This window comes from Uruburuella testudinis, assembly GCF_022870865.1.
Classification (GTDB): Bacteria; Pseudomonadota; Gammaproteobacteria; order Burkholderiales; family Neisseriaceae; genus Neisseria; species Neisseria testudinis.
This window is the reverse complement of record NZ_CP091508.1, coordinates 2,424,035-2,448,488: the sequence shown is the minus strand read 5'-3', so window position 1 is coordinate 2,448,488 and position 24,454 is coordinate 2,424,035. Positions and strand designations below refer to the sequence as shown.

Genomic DNA, 24,454 nt, shown 5'->3' with positions numbered 1-24,454 from the left:
GTGTCCTGATGTGTCGTTTATGAGGGGATTTTTGTTTCTGGAAATGCAGATGCCAGGCAAAAAACGCAGCAAGATTGGACATCTTGCGAGTATTTTTAACGCAGCAGATGCGTTTTCAGGAGCAAAATACACCCGTAAATCGACACATCAGGACACCCTAAGCCACCGTAGCGTGGCCGTTGCCCGCGAAACCAGTTAACCAGCATCACCCCGATAAAGCCGTTATCCTTTTTTCAGACGGCCTTATCTTGAAAACCCTACCCAAACATGGAGAACACATCATGAGCAATATTCCCGCCGAACTGAAATACGTATCCAGCCACGAATGGCTGCGCCTCGAAGCCGACGGCACGGTTACCGTGGGCATTACCGAACACGCGCAAGAATTGTTGGGCGACATCGTATTTGTCGAGCTGCCCGAAGTAGGCGCCGTGCTGGCTGCCGACGAGCAGGCCGGTGTGGTGGAGTCGGTAAAAGCCGCATCTGATGTGTATGCACCGATTGCCGGCGAAATCACAGCTGTGAACCAAGATTTGGTTGATGCCCCCGAAACCGCCAACAGCGAGCCTTACGGCGCGGGTTGGTTTTTCAAAATCAAACCTGCTGATGCCGCCGATCTCGACGGCTTGCTGACTGCCGAACAATACGCCGCCGAAATCGGCTGATAAACCGAAAGGCCGTCTGAAAAAGTTTCAGACGGCCTTGGTTGTCAAAATAAGCAAACTTATGATCTGCTGCCCTCTCCCCAACCCTCTATCAAGGGGGAGGGAGCAGGTGGCTGTTGAATGTATGAGACAGGTTTGGTATCGGTCTGTTTTTGCTGCGGTGTTTAGTGCAGCGGCAACCTAGCGCCCTCTCCCGTGGGAGAGGGGCGGGGAGAGGGCAGCAAGCCGCAGGTTTGCCTCGCGATGCGGAATCATTCGGAAATTCTGCGGAACTCGGGCATCGGCCTGTTTTTGCTGCGGTGTTAGTGCAGCGGCAACCTAACCCCCTCTCCCGTGGGAGAGGGCTGGGGAGAGGGCAGCAAGCCACAGGCTTGCCTTGCGATACGGAATCATTCAAAAATTCTGCAGAACTCGGGCATCGGTCTGTTTTTGCTGCGGTGTTTAGTGCAGCGGCAACCTAGCTCCCTCTCCCGTGGGAGAGGGGCGGGGAGAGGGCAGCAAGCCGCAGGTTTGCCTCGCGATACGGAATCATTCAGCAATTCTGCATAGCTCAGGCAAGCCTTGTTCGGCCTGTTTTCAGACGGCCTTATCTTTATCCGACAATAAATAAAGGTGTTCCATGAAAACCATCGGCATCATCGGCGGCATGAGCCCGGAAAGCACAGTGTTGTATTACCAAACCATCAACCGCGAACTCAACCGCCGCCTCGGCGGCAACCGCAGCGCCGAGTTGGTGATGCACAGCGTGGATTTCGAGCAGATTGCCCAAATGCAGAGAAACGGCGATTGGGCGGCCGCCGGGGCGCGATTGGCCGACAGTGCGCGCAAGCTGCAAAGCATCGGCGCCGACGCGCTGATTCTCGCCACCAACACCATGCACAAAGTGGCCGATGAAATACAGGCCGCCGTGCAGATTCCGCTGCTGCACGTGGTGGATGCCACCGCCGAAGCCGTTAAAGCGCAGGGTTTGGATACGGTCGGCCTGCTCGGCACGCGCTTTACCATGAGCGACGGTTTCTACACCCGCCGCATGAACCGCTTGGGCGTGCACACGCTGGTGCCGGCTGAAACGCAGCAGAATGAAATCCACCGCATTATTTTTGAAGAATTGTGCCTCGGCAAAAACACCGCAGCCGCCAAAACCTATTATCAAGATACGATGGAAACCTTGCAGGCGCAGGGGGCGCAGGGCGTGATTTTGGGCTGCACCGAAATCGGCCTGCTGATTCAGCCGCAAGACAGCCCGCTGCCGCTGTTTGACAGCGCCGAGATTCACGCACAGGCCGCCGTGGCATTTATGCTGCAATGTTGAAAGAGAAGGCGATGAACCCTTATTGCGAATTTGTGCTCAAGCTGCCCGAAAGCAGTGATAACCCCAATAAGCATTATCACGACCACGCCTACGGTTTCCCGATTGAAGACGACAACGAATTATTTGAACGGCTGGTGTTGGAAATCAACCAAGCAGGTTTGAGCTGGACTTTGATGCTGAAAAAGCAAGCCGCGTTTCAGACGGCCTATTCCGGCTTCGATATCGCCAAAGTGGCCGCCTACACCGAAGCCGACCGCGAACGCCTGTTGGCCGATGCGGGGATTGTGCGCAACAAATTGAAAGTCAACGCCGCCATTCATAACGCGCAGCAGATTTTGGCGCTGCAAGCCGAATACGGCTCGTTTAAAAACTGGCTCGATGCCCACCATCCGCGCAGTAAAGACGAATGGGTGAAATTATTTAAAAAGCAATTCAAATTTGTGGGCGGCGAAATTGTGAATGAATTTCTGATGAGCACCGGCTATCTGAACGGCGCGCACAGCGAAGATTGCCCTGTATATGCAGAAGTGTTGGCGAAACAGCCGAAGTGGGCGCAGAAAGAGGCCGTCTGAAAATGATGGTGGCGGAAGGCGCAATGAAGCAAACCTGCGGTTTGCCGCCCTCTCCCCAGCCCTCCCCCACAGGGGAGGGAGCTAAGTGGCTGAAGCGGTAAGGTTGGCGATAAAATCAAACGCCGACCAAAATGCGCAACGGCAAAAAAACGCGTAACGGCAAACACAACAGTAACCGAATTCCCTCTCCCGCGGGAGAGGGTTAGGGAGAGGGCACAAGCCGCAAGGCTTGAATAACGGTCAGGCCGTCTGAAAATGATGGAGGAAGGTGGAATGATGCAAACCTGCGGTTTGCCGCCCTCTCCCCAATCCTCCCCCACAGGGGAGGGAGTCAGATTGCTGAAGCGGTAAGAGTGGCGATAAAAACAAACGCCGGCCAAAACACGCAACGGTAAAAAACGCGTAATGGCAAACACAGCAGCAACCGAGTTCCCTCTCCCGCGGGAGAGGGTTAGGGAGAGGGTACAAGCCGCAAGGCTTGAATAACGGTCAGGCCGTCTGAAAATGATGGCGGAAAGCGCGATGAAGCAAACCTGCGGTTTGCCGCCCTCTCCCTAACCCTCCCCCACAGGGGAGGGAGCTAGGTTGCTGAAACGGTAAGATTGGCGGGAAAATAACGCCGGCCAAAATGCGCAACGGCAAAAACACACAACGGTAAAAAAACGAGTAACGGCAAACATAACAGTAACCGAATTCCCTCTCCCGTGGGAGAGGGTTAGGGAGAGGGCACAAGCCGCAAGGCTTGAATAACGGTCAGGCCGTCTGAAAATGATGGAGGAAGGTGGAATGATGCAAACCTGCGGTTTGCCGCCCTCTCCCCAACCCTCCCCCACAGGGGAGGGAGCTAAGTGGCTGAAGCGGTAAGGTTGGCGATAAAATCAAACGCCGACCAAAATGCGCAACGGTAAAAAACGCGTAACGGCAAACACAACAGTAACCGAATTCCCTCTCCCGTGGGAGAGGGTTAGGGAGAGGGCACAAGCCACAAGGCTTGAATAACGGTCAGGCCGTCTGAAAATGATGGAGGAAGGTGGAATGATGCAAACCTGCGGTTTGCCGCCCTCTCCCTAACCCTCCCCCACGGGAGGGAGCTAGGTTGCTGAAACGGTAAGGTTGGCGATAAAAACAAACGCCGGCCCAAATGCGCAACAGTCAACGCACGCAACGGTCAAAGCACACGATGGCAAAAACACGCAACGGCAAAAACACGCAACGGTAAAAACGCGCAACGGCAAACACAACGGCAACCGAGTTCCCTCTCCCGCGGGAGAGGGTTAGGGAGAGGGCACAAGCCGCAAGGCTTGAATAATGGTCAGGCCGTCTGAAACCCACCAAACAAAACCCACCAAACAAAACCCACCAAACAAAACCCACCTAGAAATCATTATGACCCACAACCCCGACAACCCGAATGCTTTGCTGCTGCTGGCCATTGCCCTCACCGGCGTATTTGCCTTTTTGCAGGTGTATTCCGTGCAGGCGGTGTTGCCGCTGCTGATGCAGGATTTGCAGGCCAGCGAAGTGCAGGTGGGGTTGGCGGTGGGGGCAACGGTGATGGGTGTGGCGCTGATGTCGCCGTTTATGGGCATGCTTTCCGATGCGCTCGGGCGCAAGCGTTTTATTGTCGGCTCGCTGCTGTTTCTCGGCATTCCCACTGCGTTGCTGGCCGGTGTGCAGTCGATTGAAATGATGATGGTTTACCGCTTTTTGCAGGGGCTGGCGGTGCCGGGGATTACGGTGGTGCTGATTGCCTATATCGGCGAAGAATTCGGCGGGCGGGCGATGGCGCGGCTGATGTCGCTGTATGTGTCGGGCACGGTGTTGGGCGGCTTTTTAGGGCGTTTTCTGCTCGGCCACTTGAGCGAGCTGATGGGCTGGCGCGGCGCGTTTTATGTGATGGCGGCGCTCAGTTTGGCAAGCGCGTTTTTTGTGTGGAAGCAGTTGCCGGCATCGCAAAATTTTGTGCCCAAACCCAATATTCAGACGGCCTTAAGCACGCTGAAGGCGCACCTGCACAACCGTTATGTGCTGACGGCCTGCGCGCTCGGCGCCTGCGTGCTGTGTTCGCTGGTGGGCTGTTTTACCTATATCAACCTTTATCTGGCCGACGAGCCTTACCGTTTGAACAGCGGCCAGTTGGCGAATATTTTTGCCGTATATTTGATCGGTATGGTGATTACGCCGTTGGCGGCCAGGCTGATTAACCGTTTCGGCGCGGCGCGCACGGTGATGGTGGCGGTGCTGCTGTCGATGGCGGGCGTGTGGGCGACCTTGTCTGCGCCGCTGTGGGGCATTGTAGCGGCCTTAACCGTTATGTCGTCCGGCGTGTTTATCACTCAGGCGGCCACCATCAGCTATATCGCGGTTAACGTGAAAGAAGGCCGCTCGCTCGCTTCAGGGCTGTATTACATGGCTTATTACAGCGGCGGAACCCTCGGCGCATGGCTTTGCGGGCTGGCCTATGCCGGCTACGGCTGGCACGGCGTGATGGCACTGCTGCTGGCCGTGCAGCTGTTGGCTTTGTGGATAGCAGGCAAGGGGATGGTGAAAACCAAGATGATGAAGGCCGTCTGAAACACCGCTTGATTTAATCTTTAAGCCCTTTCAGACGGCCATGAAACTATGCAGCAAACTTTAATCAGCAATACAGAGGAAAAAACATGAACTTCAACGATTTATTTGATTCCGGCGAATTTGTTTCACGCCACATCAGCTTAAACGACCAGCCCGCGCTGCTGGCGGCGTTGGGCGAAAAAAGCATGGCGGAATTTATCGACCGCACCGTGCCGCAAAGCATCCGCATGCCCGCCGAGCTCGATTTGCCCGACGCGCTTTCCGAAGCCGATGCGCTGGCGAAATTGAAAGCCATTGCGGCGAAAAACACCATCAATAAAAGCTATATCGGTTTGGGCTATTACCCTACGCGGCTGCCGTATGTGATTCAGCGCAATGTGTTGGAAAACCCGGGCTGGTACACCGCCTACACGCCGTATCAGGCCGAGATTGCGCAAGGGCGCTTGGAGGCTTTGTTAAACTTTCAGCAAATGTGTATCGACCTCACCGGCCACGAGATGGCGGGCGCATCGTTGTTGGACGAGGCCACTGCCGCCGCCGAAGCGATGGCGATGGCCAAGCGCGTGAGCAAATCGAAGTCAAACCGCTATTTTGTGGATGAGCGCGTGTATCCGCAAACGCTCGATGTGATGAAAACCCGTGCCGAATATTTTGGTTTCGAGCTGGTGGTGGGCAGTTTTCAGACGGCCTCAGAGGGCGATTATTTCGGTGCACTGTTTCAATATGTCGGCAAAAACGGCGATGTGGCCGATTTGAGCGAAGCGATTGCCGCGTTGAAAGCCCAAGGCACGCAAGTGGCGGTGGCGGCAGACGTGATGAGCCTGGTGTTGTTGAAATCGCCGGCCGATTTGGGCGCGGATGTGGCGCTGGGCAACACCCAGCGATTCGGTGTGCCGATGGGCTTCGGCGGCCCGCACGCCGCGTATTTCACCTTTAAAGATGCCGACAAACGCTCTGCTCCCGGCCGCATTATCGGCGTGTCGGTCGATGCTTCGGGCAAACCGGCCTTGCGCATGGCGCTGCAAACGCGTGAGCAGCATATCCGCCGCGAAAAAGCCAATTCTAATATCTGCACCTCGCAAGTGTTGCTGGCCAATTTGGCCGGCATGTATGCGGTGTATCACGGCCCAGAAGGCGTGCAACGCATCGCCACCCGCATCCACGCACTGGCGGCAGCCTTTGCCGATGCGGTTTCAGACGGCCTTGAAGTGGTGCACAAAGTGTTTTTCGATACCGTGTTGGTGGAATGCGGCGCGAAAGCCGATACAATTTATCAAAACGCCTTAAGCGCCGGTTTCAATCTGCGCCGCGTAGGCGGCACGCAATTGGCGGTGGCGTTTCACGAAGAATCGGGCGCCGAAGACTTTGCCGCACTCACTGAATTGTTTACCGGCCAAGCGGCGCAGATGCCGTCTGAAATCTCGTTTGCGCTGCCGAAAAACCTGCTGCGTGAAGATAAAATCCTGCAACACCCGGTGTTCAACCGCTACCACACCGAACACGAAATGCTGCGCTATCTGAAAAAGCTGGAAGAGCGCGATTTGGCCATGAACCGCAGCATGATTTCGCTCGGCTCGTGCACCATGAAGCTCAACGCCACCGCCGAAATGCTGCCGATTACCTGGCCCGAGTTCAGTCAAATCCACCCCTTCGCCCCGCGCGAACAGGCCGCCGGCTATCTGGAAATGATTGAAAGCCTGCAAAACCAGCTCAAAGCAATTACCGGGTTTGATGAGATTGCGATTCAGCCCAACTCCGGTGCGCAAGGCGAATATACCGGCTTGCTGGCCATCCGCCGTTTCCACGCCGCCAACGGCCAGAACGGGCGCAACGTGTGCCTGATTCCGCGTTCGGCGCACGGCACCAACCCCGCCACCGCCCAAATGCTGGGCATGAAAGTGGTGGTAGTGGCCACCGATGAAGCCGGCAATGTCGATATCGCCGATTTAGAGGCCAAAGCGGTTGAGTTTAAAGACACGCTGGGCGCGCTGATGATTACCTACCCCTCCACCCACGGCGTGTATGAAGAAGGCATCCGCGATATCTGCCGCATTATTCACGACAACGGCGGCCAGGTGTATATGGACGGCGCCAATATGAACGCGCAAGTCGGCATCATGCAGCCGGCCGAAGTGGGCGCCGACGTGTTGCATATGAATCTGCACAAAACCTTTTGCATTCCGCACGGCGGCGGCGGTCCCGGCATGGGCCCCATCGGCCTGAAAGCACATCTCGCCCCGTTTGCCCCCAGTCATGCCGTGGCGCCGGTGGCGGGCGCGGTTGAGGGCATGAGCGCCGTGTCTGCCGCCCCTTACGGCAGCGCCGGAATTTTGCCGATTACCTGGATGTACATCACCATGATGGGCAAACGCGGCATGCGTCAAGCCACCGAAGCGGCCTTGTTGAACGCCAACTATGTGGCCAAAAACTTGAGCGCCGATTATCCCGTGCTCTACACCGGTAAAAACGGCCGCGTGGCGCATGAATGCATCATCGACCTGCGTCCGCTCAAAGCCGAAAGCGGCATCACCGAGGTGGATATCGCCAAACGCCTGATGGATTACGGCTTTCACGCCCCGACCATGTCGTTCCCCGTGGCCGGCACGCTGATGATCGAGCCGACCGAATCGGAAAGCAGAGCCGAGCTCGACCGCTTTATCGCCGCCATGAAGCAAATCAAAGCAGAGGCTTTGAAAGTGCAAAACGGTGAATGGCCGGCCGACGACAACCCGCTGGTCAACGCGCCGCATACCGCGTTCAACATCAGCGGCGAGTGGAACCGAGCCTACAGCCGCGAAGAAGCCGTGTTCCCGCTGCCTTACGTGCGCGACAACAAATTCTGGCCGAGTGTTAACCGCGTAGACGATGTGTATGGCGACCGCCATTTGGTCTGCTCCTGCCCGAGCATCGAAAATTACGAAGACTGATTAAAGCCCCGGCTTGAGGCCGTCTGAAAACCGAAAGGTTTCAGACGGCCTGTTTTATACCGTTTTGAGGCCCATTCACCAAAACAACCTAACGACGTTGGTTCGCCTTATCGTACCGGCTGTACTGTGGTTTGTTGTCTTACATCATTTCTTTTTTGAATGCTGCTATCGCTGACTTTTGTGCATGGGCATAAGGAACACGAGGCCGTCTGAAAACAGAATGAAAACCATTAATCTATTAAAATATAGCCGTTCGGCTTAATCATTCTGCTTTGTTGCCCTGTTTTGCTGCGCTGCCTGTAGTGTTTTGGGTTTACCGTTTCGTATAATGATTCAGTTAAACGGCAACCGCTTTCAGACGGCCTGTTTGTTGCATATTAAGATGATATTGGTGCAAAAATCGTTTTTATCCGAATAAATCGCGGTATACTGACTTCCGTGACCGAAAAATGACCGAGGGAGACTATGTTTATCAAAACACGACTACACCGGAGTATCACGTTAAGCCTGCTGCTGGGGGCGGCGCCGTTGGCGCTTGCCGAAGAAGAATGGGTGCCTGTGGGCAGCGCCGAAGCTGCGCCGACCGCGGAAGCTGCGGTTGAAAACGACACTTGGGCAGACCGGCAGCATGGCGCCGCCAGCCGGGGGTTGGATCGTTTTGCCCACCGTATGGACGGTTGGTTCGGCACGCCCGATCCCAATAACCCCGCATCCGCATCTTTACGTATCATGCTGGATACCGAATGGAACAAGTATGATGAGTTTTCCGTCAAGCCGCGCATCCGCGGGCGTTTGAAACTGCCGGTGCTGGAAAACAAAGTCAGCGTGGTGTTCGGTGACGATTCGCTCGACAACCAGCTCGGCGACCCTGCCCACCTGGGTGCCGACGGCCGCCAATCCAACAACCGCAACCGCACTTACGACCGCGACCGCGTGCGTGACGACAATACCTCGTTGGCACTGCGTTGGTCGGATCTTTCCCGCCTTACCGGGCTGGACACTGATTTTGACATCGGCGTGCGTTCGGGCGACGACATTTACGCCCGCGTAAAAGCCGGCAAGCGCTGGCAGTTGGAAAACGATTACAGCACCTTTGCCGAACAAATCTACCGTTACGGCATCGACAGCAAACACTATGCCCGCACCAATTTCGAAATCCGCAAAGCACCCGCCGGCAAGCCGTTTATTGCCAACCATTTGCACGCGCAGTATGAAAACGACGGCGATAAAGAAGAATGGACATGGGGCAACAGCCTTTACCGCCAACACGATTTTGCACCGGGCAAATGGCTTAACTACGGCGTGTATGCCGGCGGATATATTGAAAACAAAAAAGCCAGCATCAACGGCTATGGCCCGTTTGTCGGCTACCGCCAGCCTTTCCTGCGGCCTTGGCTGTTTGTGCAAACCGAGCTGAACTACTACAACGACCGCCGCGAAGACCGCAGCCATTATGTCGGCGCTTTATTGCGGTTTGAGGCTTTATTTTGATCAGTGGGTTTGATTAAAAATCATCATGCAAAGGCCGTCTGAAAATATTTTCAGACGGCCTTTTAAGTTGTGGTATCAAGTGCCTGTTCGGAAAACAAACCGGCAGGATGAGCCCGCTGCCAGATGGTTTTTCGAACGGCTGTCATACCCAGATTATTTGGCGGCTTTGGCCAGCTTGGCTGTGGCGGCTTTATCCAGTTTGCAGTATTTGGTCACGATTTGTGATACTTGCTGCTGCTGGCCGTTTACGGTTTCTACAGCCTGTTGGGTAAGCATATTGCCGTCGACTTTGTCTACCGTAGCCGGTGTGGCTTTGTCAGTGGCCCAAGTGATGCCGTTGGCGGTAAAGCTGTTTTGGTCGTTATCGCCAATTACGCGGAACAGACCCGGCGACAGTTTATCTTGAAATTTAACTTGAGCGACCACTACTTGGTTGTCTTTAAAGCCATACATCACGGTGAGCGGGTTTTGGCCTTTTTCGCCGCATTTATAGGCAACTTCTTTGCGGCCGTCGATAGAATCGACCTGCATGGTTGCCGGGGTCTGCTGTGCAGCGGCCGTTTCAGCAGCGGCGGCAGTAGCTGCCGGCTCGGCTTTGGCCTTGTCGCCCCCCAAGGTGCTACAACCGGTGAGTGCGGCCAGCAGCAGTGCGGCAGGCAGGATGGCTTTAAAATTTGCTTTCATGATCACTCCGTATTGATTTGGATAATGTTTGTCTGCGGCAAAAAATGCCTGATACAGTTTGTATTAGGTTAAATTAACAGAGAAAAAGTTCCTTGTCTTGATTGGGGCGGCTGCAATCGGGTTTGTCAGAAGCGGTTAATCCGTAAAATGTGAATGGTTATTTGGGTTATCAATATGATTTTATAATGTATTTTTGTTGCGACGGCGTATGGGTAAATTTTGGCAAAATTAAGATTGGCTGCGGATTCTGATCGGCAATATGCTGAAGCCGCAGGCCGTTTTGTGCGAGTTGGGGTTCCGTTTTATGCTTATTTGATAAAAGTAATGGATAAGGCGAGGCAGGCTAATGCCGACAGGCTGATTTTGAAAGCATGGAGAGTGTGGTCAGGTTGGCGTGTTTTTTGATGAAGGGGGGATGAAGGGTTGTCGGATGGTGTGGGTGCAACGGGCAGGCAATACCCATTCCAAAAGCAACCTAACCGCGCCGGAGTGCCGAGTCAACCGCTCTCGTGCGAGCGTACTGTTTTCGGTTTGCCGCCTTATCCGCTTACGGTTGCGAATGGGGATAAGAAAATAGTGGCCATAAGAAAAAAGCACAGTTTGAAAACTGTGCTTTTTTTATAAACTGGCACGCCCACGGGGAATCGAACCCCGGTTACCGCCGTGAAAGGGCGATGTCCTAACCGCTAGACGATGGGCGCGGATATAAAATATTTTGGCGCACCCGGAGCGATTCGAACGCCCGACCCTCTGGTTCGTAGCCAGATACTCTATCCAACTGAGCTACGGGTGCGAGAAAGATGTGAATTATAGGGGCGGCTGGGGTGGTTGTCAAGCATTTCATCGCAAAAAACGCTTTAAAAGTGTAGAATAGCGGGTTGTTGATTGAAATCTAATCGGAAATTGTTATGGCGCAAGCCTCGCATTGGCCGCTTTTGGCGGCTTGTTTTGCCCGTTTGGGCCTGCCGGTAGCGGTGGTGGATTTGGAAACCACCGGCGGCAATATGTATCAAGACCGGATAACGGAAGTGGCTTTGCTGCGTTTTGAGCAGGGGCAGGTATCGCAACACCAATGGCTGGTGAATCCGCAGCAGCCGATATCGTCTTTTATTACCCGGCTGACCGGAATTGATAGCGAGATGGTGGCGGATGCGCCGGTGTTTGCCGAGATGGCGGCCGAGTTGCTGCCGCTGCTGCGCGGTACTTTGGTGGTGGCGCACAACAGCCGCTTCGACTATACCTTTCTGCGCCATGAGTTTAAACGGGCGGGGGTGGATTTTGCCGCGCCGGCGTTGTGTACGGTCCAGCTTTCGCGCCGCTTGTATCCGCAGTTTGCCAAGCATAATCTCGACAGCATTATCGAGCGTTTCGGTATTGCGGTGGCAAGCAGGCACCGTGCACTGGCCGATGTGCTGGCGTTGGCGGGTTTTCTGGAGCAGAGTGTTGCACAGATGGGCGCTCAGGAATGGGAAAACCATTGCCGTGCGCTGATGAACCCAAAAATGTTGCCGGCCTGGCTGCCTTCAAGTTTGGCCGGGCAGCTTTATGCCTTGCCGGACAGCCACGGCGTATTGGTGTGGCTGGATCGATACGGGCAGGCGCTGGCGCTGGATGCGCATGAAAAAACGTTTGCCGAAGTGGCGCGGATGCTGCATACCAAGCCGGTTGCCGGCGTCGTGCAGGCTGCTGCTGAAATACGTTTTCTGCCGGCACTGGGTGATTTGCATGCCTTGTGGCTGAAAGCGCAAATGCAGGCGCAATACCGCATCAGGCCGTCTGAAAATGCCAAGCAACATTATCTCACGGTGCGGTTTGTGCCTGATGAGCGGGAAAGATTACAGGCGCGGATTGTGCCGTTGGGCAATGGCATCCACCACAGCCGGCCTTGTGGTTTGTTTATGCATAAAAAAGCAGCCAAGCGGGCGTTGGCGGCTTGGGCGCAGGAATATGGGCTATGCCCTTCATCGTTGGATATTTTGCCGCCCATACATGCAAAAAATGTGCCGTGCCCGGTGTCGGTGCTGGGGCAGTGTGACGGCGGCTGTCAGAATGATGAAGGTGTGCTGCTGCAAAACCGGCGTATTGAAGACCTGGCAACGGCCTTGCCGGTAACGGATTGGGGCAGGGCGCATGAAGTGGAAATTGTAGAAAGCGATGCGGTTTCCGGGCAGTCGGTAACGTTAAGGTGCGCCGGCGGGGCATTGGCGTTGCCCGACGGAAATTGGTATTTTGATGACGCGTTGCCGGTGTTGCTGAAGGCTAAGTTTAAGCAGGGAAAAAATGTTGTGAAGGTATTGGCTTGAGTGGGTAATATCTATTCATAATCTGGTTTGAAAATTTAAAGAAAATAACTATAGATTCGGCAATTAAATATATTAACATCCGGCATATCGTACATGCGAGTCGCCGAAGTAGGCCATCACCCGTTTCGGTGTACTGCAAATAGACTCCATAATCCGAACAACCGCACTACGCAGCTTTGCTTTCGTCCGCACCGGAACCATCGCACTGATAACTTGCTTCAAGTCTGCATTCAAGCGCTCATCCGGATTCAGCTCGGGGCTATAACTGGGTAAATGGAACACCTCGATTTCATCACAATGCTCTGCCAGCCAGGCTTTCACTTTTTTACTGTGATGCACCCTTAAGTTATCCAGTATCAAAAAAACTTTGCGCCCGACTTCTTGGCACAGAGACTGCATAAATTTAATCAGCTTGTCTGCATCAAACGCTGCATCAATAATCATCCAGTGCGCCTTTCCTCGGTTGTTGACGGTGGAAATCATTGACAGTTTGTGCCGGGTGCCGCCAACGGCATAAGTCACCGGCGTTTTCCCCTTGGGCGAATAGCTTCTGCCTCTGACATCGGTATTAACCAAGGCGGTTTCATCACCCCAATGAATTTCGGCATTTTCTGCTTTTGCCCGCCGGGCTATGCTCGGATAGGTTTCATCCAACCAGGTTTTTACGGCTTCAGGTTGCTGTTCGTATGCTTTTTTAATCGGCTTTTGCGGGGTGAAGCCCCAGCGTTGGAGATAAGAGCCTACCGTGCGCACCGGCATGTCGATTTCTAATTCTTGTAAAATCAGTTCTTTCACTGCATTGCGCGTCCATAAGGCGAAGTCCATTTTCAACTGTTCCGGGCGTTGCTCGATAATCAGCTTTTGGATATAGGCTTCTTGTTCGGCATTCAATTGCCGATATTCGCCCGGGCTGCGCCCTCGTTTTTTAGGTTTAAGCGCTGTCATTCCGCCCTCTTGGTAAGTGGTAATGGCCTGACGGACGGCTTCATAACACATGCCTACGGCTTGGGTGATTTTGATAATTCCCATGCCCATCTTGTGCAGCCGGATGACTTGTTTTCGTTTCTCGTACAAGGCGTCGGCTGATAGTTTTCGGGTGTCTTCTTTTTCCATATCGGTTTGGACAGTGAAAGTATTGAATGGTTCATATATTTAATTGCCGAATCTATATTATTTTTCCTAATCCAAATGTAATGTATGAAGCATTGCCATCAGCTCCCAATCCAGTTATTGGAGCTCGAGATACAAAATCTGCCCCTCAGAACCATTTTACTTTTGAGCCAATATGTTTTTCATACAAATTGCTGGCAGCAAAAAAATTTGCTCTATTATCAATAGTGTTAAAATATTTTACAAACCTGTTATTGGCACCTGAGGTATTATATAAATAGTTAAAAATATTTTTTGATACACGTATTGCATCTTTCTTCATATATACCCATGCCGAGTCTAGTGCTAAATACTGCATCATGGAATTCACACTGTTTCTGCATGCATCTCCTAATGGATTTGTTGTACATAGATTATGCACTTCTTTATCAAGGGCTTTACTTAGAGTTTCTGCATTACGCAGTGCAGTATTTTGCTCTTGTTGAGTTTTGCATGTAATACCTTTCAAGCAACTTTCAATTTCTTTCATTTTGTATGTGGTTAAATAATTATTCCGTACAGCTGTTTCTGCAATATTAGCAGCAGTATTGGCATCACCTCCGGCCAACGCCGCCGCTGATGCGGCAGCTACTTTTGAGATGGCTAATAATTTGGCTTCTTCAGCTGCATTCATCGGTTAGAGCTTATTTATCTACCCAATATGGAAGAATGGATCTACATAAATAAAAGATAAACATAGTTAATCCCAACATATATAGTGCTCCCTCAAAGCTAATTTCAATAGACCACTGAAATATGAATAGAATAAGTAACATTTCCAGATAAAATAGAAAAAAAGACATAACTTTAACAATTGTTAGCTTTCCCTTGCTATTTACTGAGTATATTTTTAGTATTAGATAAAGGTTACCCATAATAAAACCATAGGCAAGCATACTAAAGCCATAGAGAGTGGCATGCTTTTTCGGAAATTTAATCATTTACGTTTTCTCCATTCAGGCACTTCAATTAAGATAGTATTTTTATCTTGCAATACCTCATTAACCACACCTGATGCACCTTTCCCAAGTATATTATTTGTAAATTCACCTTTCGAATAAAGATAAGTTTTGATTAATTTATTATCTGTATCTGCCCAAGTAATCATTTTACCCGTACCTTTATTCATTAAAACACCTAGCGTTGCATCATAGGCCAAGTCTGAAACTTTGTAAGGTTGCCCTTCTACAATCGTTGACATTGCTGCTCCTTGGGCCACAGAAGTAGTGGCTGATATAAAATAAACTTTCCCTCCTACTACAACTATAGGACTATAACCAGATACAGCAGCACCAGTTAGTGAAATTGTTCTCAAGCCATCTCTAAAATTATTAATTCCTGTTGTTTTTGAATTTTTGGATAACGATGCAGCATGTGCAGGGAGCAATATAGAGAACCAATCATCTCTTTCATGTTTTTCTTCATTATCCTGTTTAATTTCAGCTGAAGTAGTACTTGTCCATTTCAGAGCATTATTCTCCACCGCCACCTTAGCCGCATCCGCAGCCGCATTCACATCTCCGCCGGCCAAGCCCGCTGCCGTACCTGCCACCAGGCGTGAGTAGGCTAGGATTTGTTTGTATTCTTCAGGGTTGAGGTTTTTAACATTTCGGCCGTTCAGTAATTTTTCGCCAACAATTTCGCCCACAGCGGCGCCAATCGCGCCATCTTGGCATTTGCCCTTATTCGCCCGCACCTGATTCTAGTTGACGTCTTTGGCCGTCTGAAATTGTTTCAGGTAGGCGTATTCGGGCTGTTTGGCCAGCTTCTTGATTTTGTTTTTTAATTTTAGGCCGTCTGAAATAATTAATTTTCAGACGGCCTTTGCTTTAATATTTTTAATATTGATGAATGTTTGGAAAGTTCTGATGTGTTTCCTTATACAACACATCCGATCCATCTATCCAAGCTACACTTACTTCATATGATTATGCTAATTTGGCTTGTTTGCTGTATCTGTATTGAATACATCTTTTCGTAACAAAGAGTTGGTTGATTCTTGAGAAGCTAGCTCTGCTTTTAGCTTATCCTTTTCCAACTGCTTAACTGATAGATAAGTGCCACAGTAATAACACCGCTTACGGAAAGGTGTGAACCCACGAGAATACGATATTCCAATGCCCGTGCTTATATCTGTATCAACATATCCCGCTGGCTGAATTTTTTTGCAGTTTGGGCATCTCCCAAATATTAATATATATATACCGGTGTGAAGAAAAGTAAGCCAAACACACTCCAACTTAAAATAGATTTAATACCAAGAGGATAGGCTATGGAAAATATTTCCAAAAGCCACCAGATTCCTCCAAGTAATAAACTAAGTATTCCTGTAAATTTTCCAAGAAAACTTCTTTTTTGATATGTTAATGCATAAGATAATTCTTGGTTATAGATAACTTTATCTATTAAATTTATTTTCATTTGGAATTAATTCCTATCTTTTCCATTGGAATCTAAATGCATCCCATTTGATTAGAGTGCTAAACCCTTGTGCCCCTACTTTATATCCAATATTGGCATTCAGATTAGCAAAATTTGCGGTGTCACCTTTTCCATTCGTTTGGGGATGTCGGCAATATAGCCGCCGGGCGCGCTGAGCTTTCGAAGCTCGGCAGTTTCAGCGTTTCGCTGGTGCTACTCCGTCAGGCCTGTTTCTGCCATACGGTCGATTTGGAATTAAGTTTTTCTTCGGGCTGAATGCGGTTGACGATAATGCCGTCTGAAGATTTGAATTTTCAGACAGCATTGTCTTAGTAAAGAATAGAAAGGCGTTAAACTACTTGGCCAATATTTGCCTTCCGTTTGCTCCATTACCCGAGATCATTCGAATTATCATCCTCATAATATGGGTAATCAAATAACTCTCCTTCCCAAATACTTTCTCCTGATATTCCATGAGCTTCCATAAAAGGGACATAAGAGTAAAAGTCCTTCTCATATTCACCATAATATATCTTCATATCTTTACGCCATACGGCATCACACTCATCACAAAGAATGATTTCTTCATCAAGATATTTTGGCTTTGCATGATAAAGGTATCCCTGTACACATGCGGGGCATATTTTAATTTTTTTATTCATAGTAAATTCCATAATTTATTTTTGAGGGTATGCTGTAGTAATTTTATTATTACCTTTACTTTCTACAATAATATGTAATGCTGCGGCATCTATCATTGTCCCGAATGGCATCACAGGCATGGTCGCCACCGCAGCCTGCATAAACAAGGTTGAGGAAATCCAATGGGCGCCACATCACACATCGTCATCCTTCAAATCATCTTCATAAACAGGACTTTCATATATCCTCTTATTCCATGTGGGCTCAGTATTCCTATTTTGCATAAATTTTGTATAATCATAGAAATCGATGTTATATACTCCATATACTAATGGTTTTCCTAGCATCCAAACTGCATCACATTCAGGACATAGGATAATGGTTTCATTAATAGTATCGGGCTTGTAGTAGTATAGGTAATCTTGTTCACAGCGAGGGCATATTATTCGTTTTTTATCTGGCATGGTAAAAGTTCCTTTTATTTAACAAGTGGGTATGCTGTTTTTATTTTATTTGATCCTTTGCTTTCTACGACAATTTTTAGCTTAGTCTCATTCTTAGTCCCTATCACTTTTTTCATATCTACAATATATACTACAGGGTCATTTGGAAGTGGGGCACCTTTCTTTTTCCATGCCTCGTCAACTAAAGGTAAAATTTCTTTTCTTGATACACTAAAAACATTATGTTTGGCTTTTTGTGAGTTTGGAATAGTGTGATCTAATACATGTTTAATCCGATTACCATGTATGCTTCCTAACCCATAATCTAATCCCGCAGGGGTAGTCCAAACTTTTTTGGTTTTATCATATGTCAGTTTAATACCGGTTTGTTTGTAAATTTCTTGAGCCGCTTTGGCAGCATCAACAACTTCATCACCAGATTTTAATACATAACCTCCCGCACGTTTGATTTTGGTTACTCCGGCAGGAACAAAAGGAGCAGCAGTTGCGGCAGCATCCAATCCAAAATCTATTGCAGCTTCTCTGGCCATTGCCTTGTCACCGATAGACTTGGCATATATCCACTTACCGCCATCCCAAACCAAATTACCTATGTCCCAGATGGTTTCAAGTGCATTATTTTCTACTGCCGTTTGTGCAGCATTGGCAGCAACATCAACATTTCCCCCTGCTAAGCCGACGGTTGTAGCTGCTACCAGTTTTGCATAGGCAGTAATTCTGGCTTTTTCAGTGTTGATTTCTTTTAAAGGCATATTGCTGAAATCAGTATTTTTAGTCAGATACTCGCCAACAATTTCGCCCACAGCGGCGCCAATTGCGCCATCTTGGCATTTGCCCTTATTCGCTGCCGCTGCCGCACAGCCGGCCATGGCATGGGCGACTTTGTGGGCGATGTAGTGGTTGTCCAAAGCTTTAATCTTGCTCGCCGCTGCACCATGCCCGGTTTGCACCAAAGCACTCAATATGGCATTTTCCAAACTGTCTTGCAGACTGCCGCCGTTGATGGCGGTGTGGGTAGCGGCGGCGGCACTTGAATTAATCAGGTTGGTGGTAAACGTACCCGCCCAACCGTAGCCGGTGTTGGCCGCTACTTGGTTGCCGGCATTGGCGGCAATATCGCCCAAACCGTTTAATACGCCGGCGGTAACGGCTGCGGTAACGACTTGCTTGGCTGTGCTGCTGCGACCAAGGTCTTTCAGGGCTTTGCCGATATCGCCTTTGTTGTTGATAACGGCGATGGCGGTTTGGCTGTAAAGGCTGGTCAGTGCTGCGGCTTTCATTGCGGCTGCGGTGCTGATGGTTGTGGTTGCCGCGGTGGCACCGGCAGCTGCTCCTGCGGCTCCGCCACTTGCGGCACCGGCTGCGGCCGGTGCCGGCACCGTATGTGAGTATGGTAACAATAATAACGATAATCGCAGCACCGGCACCGGTAAGGCCTTCGTGTTTGTAGTCCCATTTTTGGTATTCGAGCTGTACCTGGTTCCAGTTGACGTCTTTGGCCATCTGTAATTCTTTCAGGTAGGCGTATTCGGGCTGTTTGGCGAGTTTCTCGATTTTGTTTTTTAATTTTAGGCCGTCTGAAATAATTAATTTTCAGACGGCCTTGGCTTTAATATTTTTCAATATTGATGAATGTTTGGAAAGTCCGTGTGTGTTCCTTGAGGAACACAGCTAATCATGCAGGCTACGCTTGCTAATCGTACCTAAATCTGCTAAATAATATTTACACTTACTCAAAACAATCTACTTTAAACATTTTTCTAGAAAATGTTATAAATCTAGGATCCTTCCTTTCTTCAAGTATACAGTTTGAATTTTTGGGCAAAATGATTAACCCTGATCTTAAACTTATCCATTTATCATTGGGAAATGTGTTTTTTTTACTAAATTGTGGATCTCTCTCTATAACATTAAAACCTTGCTCTTTATCATCTATATAAACTTGAGATCTTATATCTCTTTTATATGAACAAGAGGATAGTAGTAAAAATATAAATAAACTTAAAAAAATTTTCATAGTTAGTTTCCTGTAATTTTATGGAATAAATTCAAATAATTGATTTTCTGTTTCGATAATATACATTCCATTTGAATTAGGTTTGATAATTGTTTGTTTAGGATCGAAATTGTGCATTAACCCTGTTGGTGTTGTCATAAATGTTCCTATATTTACACCTAGCATTTGCTTTTTGCTGTGATTGTAGTAAATTCTAGAATATTCGACTCCATTAATTTTTGCATTATCTGCAATTGAAGTAATATCTTTCATCATATTAATTTCTTTTTTTACAGCTAGCTCATGAACAAAATTATAGTATTTATCTTCTTTTCCCTGTAGAGGGATAAGATGAAATTTATCTTTAACTATTTGCTCATTAAATTCATGAGCAATGAGAGCATTACCCGTCAATACAATTTTGTTAGCATCCAATTTTTCCATGTCGCCTACGTCGAATCTCCCCGTGATCCAAGAGCCGCCAGCTGTTGAGCCATCGTTGTAGACTAGGGTAATTTGAGCAGTACCCGTTTTGTCTTGAATAATGTTGTTTAACATATTATAGAAGGCTAATTGTTTAGCATTTAAGTTTGCTGTTGTGGCATTGCCAATCGGCACAAGAGTTATGATTTCATAACCTTGGTTGTTAAATTTTCCGGTACCTTTAAGCTCAAATTTTCCATCCAGTTCATTTTTCACTTTATCATTAAATTTTTTTTTGGCTTTAGGATTACTTTTAGGATTGAAAGCCAAAAGATTATTTTCTACGGCAGTTTTAGCCGTGTTAGCCGCCACATTTACATCCCCGCCGGCCAAGCCCGCGGCTGTACCTGCCACCAGGCGTGAGTAGGCTAGGATTTGTTTGTATTCTTCAGGGTTGAGGTTTTTAACATTTCGGCCGTTCAGTAACTTTTCGCCAACAATTTCACCCACAGCGGCGCCAATCGCGCCATCTTGGCATTTGCCCTTATTCGCTGCCGCCGCCGCACAACCGGCCATTGCATGGGCGACTTTGTGGGCGATGTGGTGGTTGTCCAAAGCTTTAATCTTGCTCGCCGCTGCACCATGCCCGGTTTGCACCAAAGCACTCAATATGGCATTTTCCAAACTGTCTTTCAGGCTGCCGCCGTTGATGGCGGTGTGGGTAGCGGCTGCGGCACTTGAATTAATCAGGTTGGTGGTAAACGTACCCGTCCAACCGTAGCCGGTATTGGCCGCTACTTGGTTGCCGGCATTGGCGGCAATATCGCCCAAACCGTTTAATACGCCGGCGGTAACGGCTGCGGTAACGACTTGCTTGGCTGTGCTGCTGCGACCAAGGTCTTTCAGGGCTTTGCCGATATCGCCTTTGTTGTTGATAACGGCGATGGCGGTTTGGCTGTAAAGGCTGGTCAGTGCTGCGGCTTTCATTGCGGCTGCGGTGCTGATGGTTGTGGTTGCCGCGGTGGCACCGGCAGCTGCTCCTGCGGCTCCGCCACTTGCGGCGGCTCCACCACTTGCGGCACCGGCTGCGGCGCCGGTGCCGGCACCGTATGTGAGTATGGTAACAATAATAACGATAATCGCAGCACCGGCACCGGTAAGGCCTTCGTGTTTGTAGTCCCATTTTTGGTATTCGAGCTGTACCTGGTTCCAGTTGACGTCTTTGGCCATCTGTAATTGTTTCAGGTAGGCGTATTCGGGCTGTTTGGCCAGCTTTTCGATTTCGGTTTTTAATTTTAGGCCGTCTGAAATAATTAATTTTCAGACGGCCTTTGCTTTAATATTTTTAATATTGATGAATGTTTGGAAAGTCCGTGTGTGTTCCTTGAGGAACACAGCTAATCATGCAGGCTACGCTTGCTAAATAAGCCTAGGCATTGTGCTATGTTTGTTCACCGAATTCCAGTTTTTCAGTTTTAAATGTATAGTAATCTACCCAATTCTGCAAAAATTTATAAGGCCAACTTAAATTGTATTGCTTCATAAAATCAAAAATATCCCGATATTCTCCCTCTGCGAGAGGAGCATAGTTAATTAATTCTTTCGGTGCAATTTCATGGTCTATTCCCAAATCAAAGCCGTGCATAGATGCCAGTTTTGCATAAACTACGATTTGAGGTTGCAGATAAAAATCAAAATACGTTAAAGTTTCTTTCGCTGCCGCTCGTGCATTTTTTGGAGTAAATAATGGTTGTAATGCTGCTTGCATGGCAGGAATATCTTGCTCTGCAAAGGCCAGATAAAAATGGTAGTCGTGCATCCTTTTTAGCATCCATTTGGTTGGCTTTGGATACTCCAATACATTCAGACTCCGTTGCTTCAACCTAGCCAATTGCTTCCCCCCCAACATCAGCAAAGTGTTGTAAATCATATGGCGGTTTAAATCATATCGATCGAGAAAAGCTTCTGTATCACTGGATATCAAATCAATATTCCGTATCAAAAAATCTTTAATTTCCAGGCTGTCACTTAATATCATTGGAAACATAGGTTCTCCAATATTAATCATATCAGCTGGAAAAAAAAACGGTTCCGGATTAAAGTAACTTACACTCTTTAGAATAGCTAATTTGGAAAGAATATGGGCATGTTGCTTAAATTTTTTAACATTTTTTTCAAATAAATAGCTATAGGATGTTTTCGCATACACATCACTATATATATTTCTCATTGCGCCAAAAGGGGAGCCTTTTTTTTCATCAATATACGACAGATTATCTAAACATTCTTTATTAAATGCTAGATTTATATCAGTAAGAGTTTGGGTTAGATGTTGAAATGATTCTTTATCAGTACACATTATATTCATAGTAGTCATATTCTTTACCATTTATTTATCGTTGGAGTTTATTTTTAGCAGGAACCTGAATCGGCAAAATAACGGCTTTTCCTGTTTGGCGGTCAACACCGGTAATTGCCAATTTCAGCTTGCCATTTCGGCGGGCTTCTCGAACGGCTGCCCTTGCGGGATCGTTCATTGGAAGCTTGTCCAGCACCATATCAACCCAAGCATCACTCATTTGTGTATGCCCACCAGCGGCTTTTGCGTTCAACTGAACCGTACCGTTTTTGATTTGTTTGCTTTCACTGAGAATAACCACGCTACCATCTTTGGCTACCCAAACATGGTCAAAGCCATTGTTATTACCATACTTCCCACCACGAATAACTGCAAAATTATTCTGTTTTGCTAAAGAATCAAATAATTGTTCAGTTATTTTTCCGGTTTTATCTTGGCCTTTTTGGATTTGATTTAAAAGCTGCAAATCTTTTGGGTATCTTACGGATAATTCCGTTTTTGCCATATTATATTTGGTTTGATTGATGTAGCCATGCTGAGTTGCTGAGGCCATAATACCATCTAAGATTTTTTTCATGCCACCTAAATCATTGGCAACTTTTGCCGTTTGATATGCCTGCCTCCCTGCTTTTAGGCCAGGAATGAAATCAGGCAATGCAAAAAGATAATCAGCAACAGTATCTGCTTGTCTTATGCTGTTGATTGCTCCTACTATAGGCAAAACAACACCTGTCGCTGTTATTACATATTCTGCATATTCCTTTGGATTTTTATTAATCCAATCTTGTTGGTCTTTTTGGATTTCATCACAACGACTGCCTATACATTTAGGATAAAGAGCATTATTCTCCACCGCCACCTTAGCCGCATCCGCAGCCGCATTCACATCTCCGCCGGCCAAGCCCGCTGCCGTACCTGCCACCAGGCGTGAGTAGGCTAGGATTTGTTTGTATTCTTCAGGGTTGAGGTTTTTAACATTTCGGCCGTTCAGTAATTTTTCGCCAACAATTTCGCCCACAGCGGCGCCAATCGCGCCATCTTGGCATTTGCCTTTATTTGCTGCCGCCGCCGCACAACCGGCCATTGCATGGGCGACTTTGTGGGCGATGTAGTGGTTGTCCAAAGCTTTAATCTTGCTCGCCGCTGCACCATGCCCGGTTTGCACCAAAGCACTCAATAGGGCATTTTCCAAACTGTCTTTCAGACTGCCGCCGTTGATGGCGGTGTGGGTAGCAGCGGCGGCACTTGAATTAATCAGGTTGGTGGTAAACGTACCTGTCCAACCGTAGCCGGTATTGGCCGCTACTTGGTTGCCGGCATTGGCGGCAATATCGCCCAAACCGTTTAATACGCCGGCGGTAACGGCTGCGGTAACGACTTGCTTGGCTGTGCTGCTGCGACCAAGGTCTTTCAGGGCTTTGCCGATATCGCCTTTGTTGTTGATAACGGCGATGGCGGTTTGGCTGTAAAGGCTGGTCAGTGCTGCGGCTTTCATTGCGGCAGCGGTGCTGATGGTTGTGGTTGCCGCGGTGGCACCGGCTGCTGCTCCTGCGGCTCCGCCACTTGCGGCGGCTCCACCACTTGCGGCACCGGCTGCGGCGCCGGTGCCGGCACCGTATGTGAGTATGGTAACGATAATAACGATAATCGCAGCACCGGCACCGGTAAGGCCTTCGTGTTTGTAGTCCCATTTATCGTAGGCCAGCTGAATTTGTTTCCAGTCAACATTTTTAGTGGTTTGGATGTCTTTTAAATAGGCGTATTCAGGCTGTTTGATCAGTTTTTCCAGCTCGGTTTTAAGATTTCCTTTGGGAATATCAGCGATATAGCCGCCCGAAGCGGTGAGTTTCGGTGGTGTTGGTCCACTGAAATTCGGCAGTTTCATGGTTTCGATCGTGCTGCCTTTGCCGCTTTGCTTATGCCAAACAGTAGAGTTGGATTCGCGGCATTCTTCGGTTTGGATGCGGTTAATGATGCCTTCGAGGATAATCTTGGCATCGGCACGGGCTTTTTCGCCCACGCCGGCGCGGATGACTGCACTACTCAGAGTGGTTTCAAACTGAGCAAGTGTAAGGTGCGCATTTATGCACACGCGGAAAGAAGTTAATGATGCCGTCTGAAAATCGGGATTGTTCAGGCGGCATGTTCTTAATAAAGTATTAAATGGCATGGGCAAGAATTGCCCACCCTATGCTTGCTGAAAATCGGGATTTTCAGCAAGCATGTTTTTTACGAAGAACAAAAAAGCATATGTAAATTTTAGGCTTATCAATCCTCCCAATAAGGTAAACACGAACGGCACACGTAAAATAAAAAGACGGCGAACCCCAGCATATAAATAGCCCCCTCCCAATTTATGTCCATACTCCCTTTAAAGATAAATAAAATAAATAAAATTTCAATATACAACATAATAAAATTCAATGAATTTGCAATACAAATATGTGATTTTTTTTAATTTTAATTAATTTT

General features: G+C 48.6%; 18 protein-coding genes, 2 tRNA genes and 3 pseudogenes. 8 read left to right on the top strand and 15 right to left on the bottom strand.

Annotation, left to right across the window (positions count from 1 at the left end; translation table 11 throughout):
• Positions 1 to 19 precede the first annotated feature (19 nt).
• The 4 genes from LVJ83_RS11200 (at position 20) to LVJ83_RS11185 (ending at position 2,549) form a co-directional block, all read left to right on the top strand.
• Positions 20 to 199 (top strand): hypothetical protein, encoded by a 180-nt coding sequence (locus LVJ83_RS11200; protein WP_244784673.1) that lies wholly within the window; start codon positions 20 to 22, stop codon positions 197 to 199.
• 79 nt (positions 200 to 278) lie between these two features.
• The gene (gene gcvH / locus LVJ83_RS11195) at positions 279 to 665 is read left to right on the top strand and encodes a glycine cleavage system protein GcvH (RefSeq protein ID WP_244787764.1); all 387 of its coding nucleotides are present in this window, start codon (positions 279 to 281) and stop codon (positions 663 to 665) included.
• Between the two features lie 619 nt (positions 666 to 1,284).
• Positions 1,285 to 1,977 (top strand): aspartate/glutamate racemase family protein, encoded by a 693-nt coding sequence (locus tag LVJ83_RS11190; RefSeq protein ID WP_244784671.1) that lies wholly within the window; start codon positions 1,285 to 1,287, stop codon positions 1,975 to 1,977.
• An 11-nt stretch (positions 1,978 to 1,988) separates the two neighbouring features.
• Positions 1,989 to 2,549: a DNA-3-methyladenine glycosylase I gene (locus tag LVJ83_RS11185; RefSeq protein ID WP_244784669.1), complete on the top strand. Its 561-nt coding sequence runs from the start codon at positions 1,989 to 1,991 to the stop codon at positions 2,547 to 2,549.
• A 1,152-nt stretch (positions 2,550 to 3,701) separates the two neighbouring features.
• Here LVJ83_RS11185 and LVJ83_RS11180 read toward each other — a convergent pair.
• Positions 3,702 to 3,923, bottom strand: a complete 222-nt coding sequence (locus tag LVJ83_RS11180) for a hypothetical protein (protein WP_244784667.1) — start codon at positions 3,921 to 3,923, stop codon at positions 3,702 to 3,704.
• Positions 3,924 to 3,935: 12 nt separating this feature from the next.
• Here LVJ83_RS11180 and LVJ83_RS11175 point away from each other — a divergent pair, with 12 nt between their 5' ends.
• From LVJ83_RS11175 to LVJ83_RS11165, 3 genes are all read left to right on the top strand, one after another.
• On the top strand, positions 3,936 to 5,123 hold the full coding sequence (locus tag LVJ83_RS11175; RefSeq protein ID WP_244784665.1) for an MFS transporter: 1,188 nt from the start codon (positions 3,936 to 3,938) through the stop codon (positions 5,121 to 5,123).
• A gap of 86 nt (positions 5,124 to 5,209) precedes the next feature.
• The gene (gene gcvP / locus LVJ83_RS11170; RefSeq protein ID WP_244784663.1) at positions 5,210 to 8,050 is read left to right on the top strand and encodes an aminomethyl-transferring glycine dehydrogenase; all 2,841 of its coding nucleotides are present in this window, start codon (positions 5,210 to 5,212) and stop codon (positions 8,048 to 8,050) included.
• A gap of 465 nt (positions 8,051 to 8,515) precedes the next feature.
• Entirely contained in the window at positions 8,516 to 9,541 is a 1,026-nt protein-coding gene (locus tag LVJ83_RS11165; RefSeq protein WP_244784661.1) for a hypothetical protein, read from the top strand.
• 153 nt (positions 9,542 to 9,694) lie between these two features.
• Here the strand turns inward: LVJ83_RS11165 and LVJ83_RS11160 are convergent, their stop codons facing one another.
• From LVJ83_RS11160 to LVJ83_RS11150, 3 genes are all read right to left on the bottom strand, one after another.
• A complete protein-coding gene (locus tag LVJ83_RS11160; RefSeq protein ID WP_244784660.1) occupies positions 9,695 to 10,225 on the bottom strand; it encodes a hypothetical protein in 531 nt (176 codons plus the stop codon).
• A gap of 626 nt (positions 10,226 to 10,851) precedes the next feature.
• Positions 10,852 to 10,926 (bottom strand) — tRNA-Glu (locus LVJ83_RS11155).
• 15 nt (positions 10,927 to 10,941) lie between these two features.
• A tRNA-Arg gene (locus tag LVJ83_RS11150) sits at positions 10,942 to 11,018 on the bottom strand.
• Between the two features lie 115 nt (positions 11,019 to 11,133).
• On the opposite strand from LVJ83_RS11150, the gene LVJ83_RS11145 reads away from it, so the two are divergent.
• Positions 11,134 to 12,528 (top strand): 3'-5' exonuclease, encoded by a 1,395-nt coding sequence (locus tag LVJ83_RS11145; protein WP_244784658.1) that lies wholly within the window; start codon positions 11,134 to 11,136, stop codon positions 12,526 to 12,528.
• 72 nt (positions 12,529 to 12,600) lie between these two features.
• Here LVJ83_RS11145 and LVJ83_RS11140 read toward each other — a convergent pair whose 3' ends face one another.
• From LVJ83_RS11140 to LVJ83_RS11090, 11 genes and pseudogenes are all read right to left on the bottom strand, one after another.
• Positions 12,601 to 13,641, bottom strand: coding sequence for an IS630 family transposase (locus LVJ83_RS11140; RefSeq protein ID WP_244784620.1), 1,041 nt, complete (start codon positions 13,639 to 13,641; stop codon positions 12,601 to 12,603).
• A gap of 145 nt (positions 13,642 to 13,786) precedes the next feature.
• On the bottom strand, positions 13,787 to 14,311 hold the full coding sequence (locus LVJ83_RS11135; protein ID WP_244784656.1) for a VENN motif pre-toxin domain-containing protein: 525 nt from the start codon (positions 14,309 to 14,311) through the stop codon (positions 13,787 to 13,789).
• 831 nt (positions 14,312 to 15,142) lie between these two features.
• Positions 15,143 to 15,367 (bottom strand): annotated as a pseudogene (locus LVJ83_RS11130) (VENN motif pre-toxin domain-containing protein); the annotation flags it as partial.
• A gap of 500 nt (positions 15,368 to 15,867) precedes the next feature.
• Positions 15,868 to 16,098, bottom strand: coding sequence for a hypothetical protein (locus LVJ83_RS11125; RefSeq protein WP_244784654.1), 231 nt, complete (start codon positions 16,096 to 16,098; stop codon positions 15,868 to 15,870).
• 389 nt (positions 16,099 to 16,487) lie between these two features.
• A complete protein-coding gene (locus tag LVJ83_RS11120; RefSeq protein WP_244784652.1) occupies positions 16,488 to 16,760 on the bottom strand; it encodes a hypothetical protein in 273 nt (90 codons plus the stop codon).
• A gap of 174 nt (positions 16,761 to 16,934) precedes the next feature.
• Positions 16,935 to 17,204, bottom strand: a complete 270-nt coding sequence (locus LVJ83_RS11115) for a hypothetical protein (protein ID WP_244784650.1) — start codon at positions 17,202 to 17,204, stop codon at positions 16,935 to 16,937.
• Positions 17,205 to 17,218: 14 nt separating this feature from the next.
• Positions 17,219 to 18,770: pseudogene (locus LVJ83_RS11110) on the bottom strand (DUF637 domain-containing protein); the annotation flags it as partial.
• Positions 18,771 to 18,933: 163 nt separating this feature from the next.
• The gene (locus LVJ83_RS11105) at positions 18,934 to 19,221 is read right to left on the bottom strand and encodes a hypothetical protein (RefSeq protein ID WP_244784648.1); all 288 of its coding nucleotides are present in this window, start codon (positions 19,219 to 19,221) and stop codon (positions 18,934 to 18,936) included.
• A gap of 18 nt (positions 19,222 to 19,239) precedes the next feature.
• Positions 19,240 to 20,916: pseudogene (locus LVJ83_RS13595) on the bottom strand (DUF637 domain-containing protein); the annotation flags it as partial.
• Positions 20,917 to 21,064: 148 nt separating this feature from the next.
• The gene (locus LVJ83_RS11095) at positions 21,065 to 21,991 is read right to left on the bottom strand and encodes an Imm49 family immunity protein (RefSeq protein ID WP_244787763.1); all 927 of its coding nucleotides are present in this window, start codon (positions 21,989 to 21,991) and stop codon (positions 21,065 to 21,067) included.
• Positions 21,992 to 22,016: 25 nt separating this feature from the next.
• A complete protein-coding gene (locus LVJ83_RS11090; protein ID WP_244784646.1) occupies positions 22,017 to 24,152 on the bottom strand; it encodes a DUF637 domain-containing protein in 2,136 nt (711 codons plus the stop codon).
• Positions 24,153 to 24,454 lie beyond the last annotated feature (302 nt).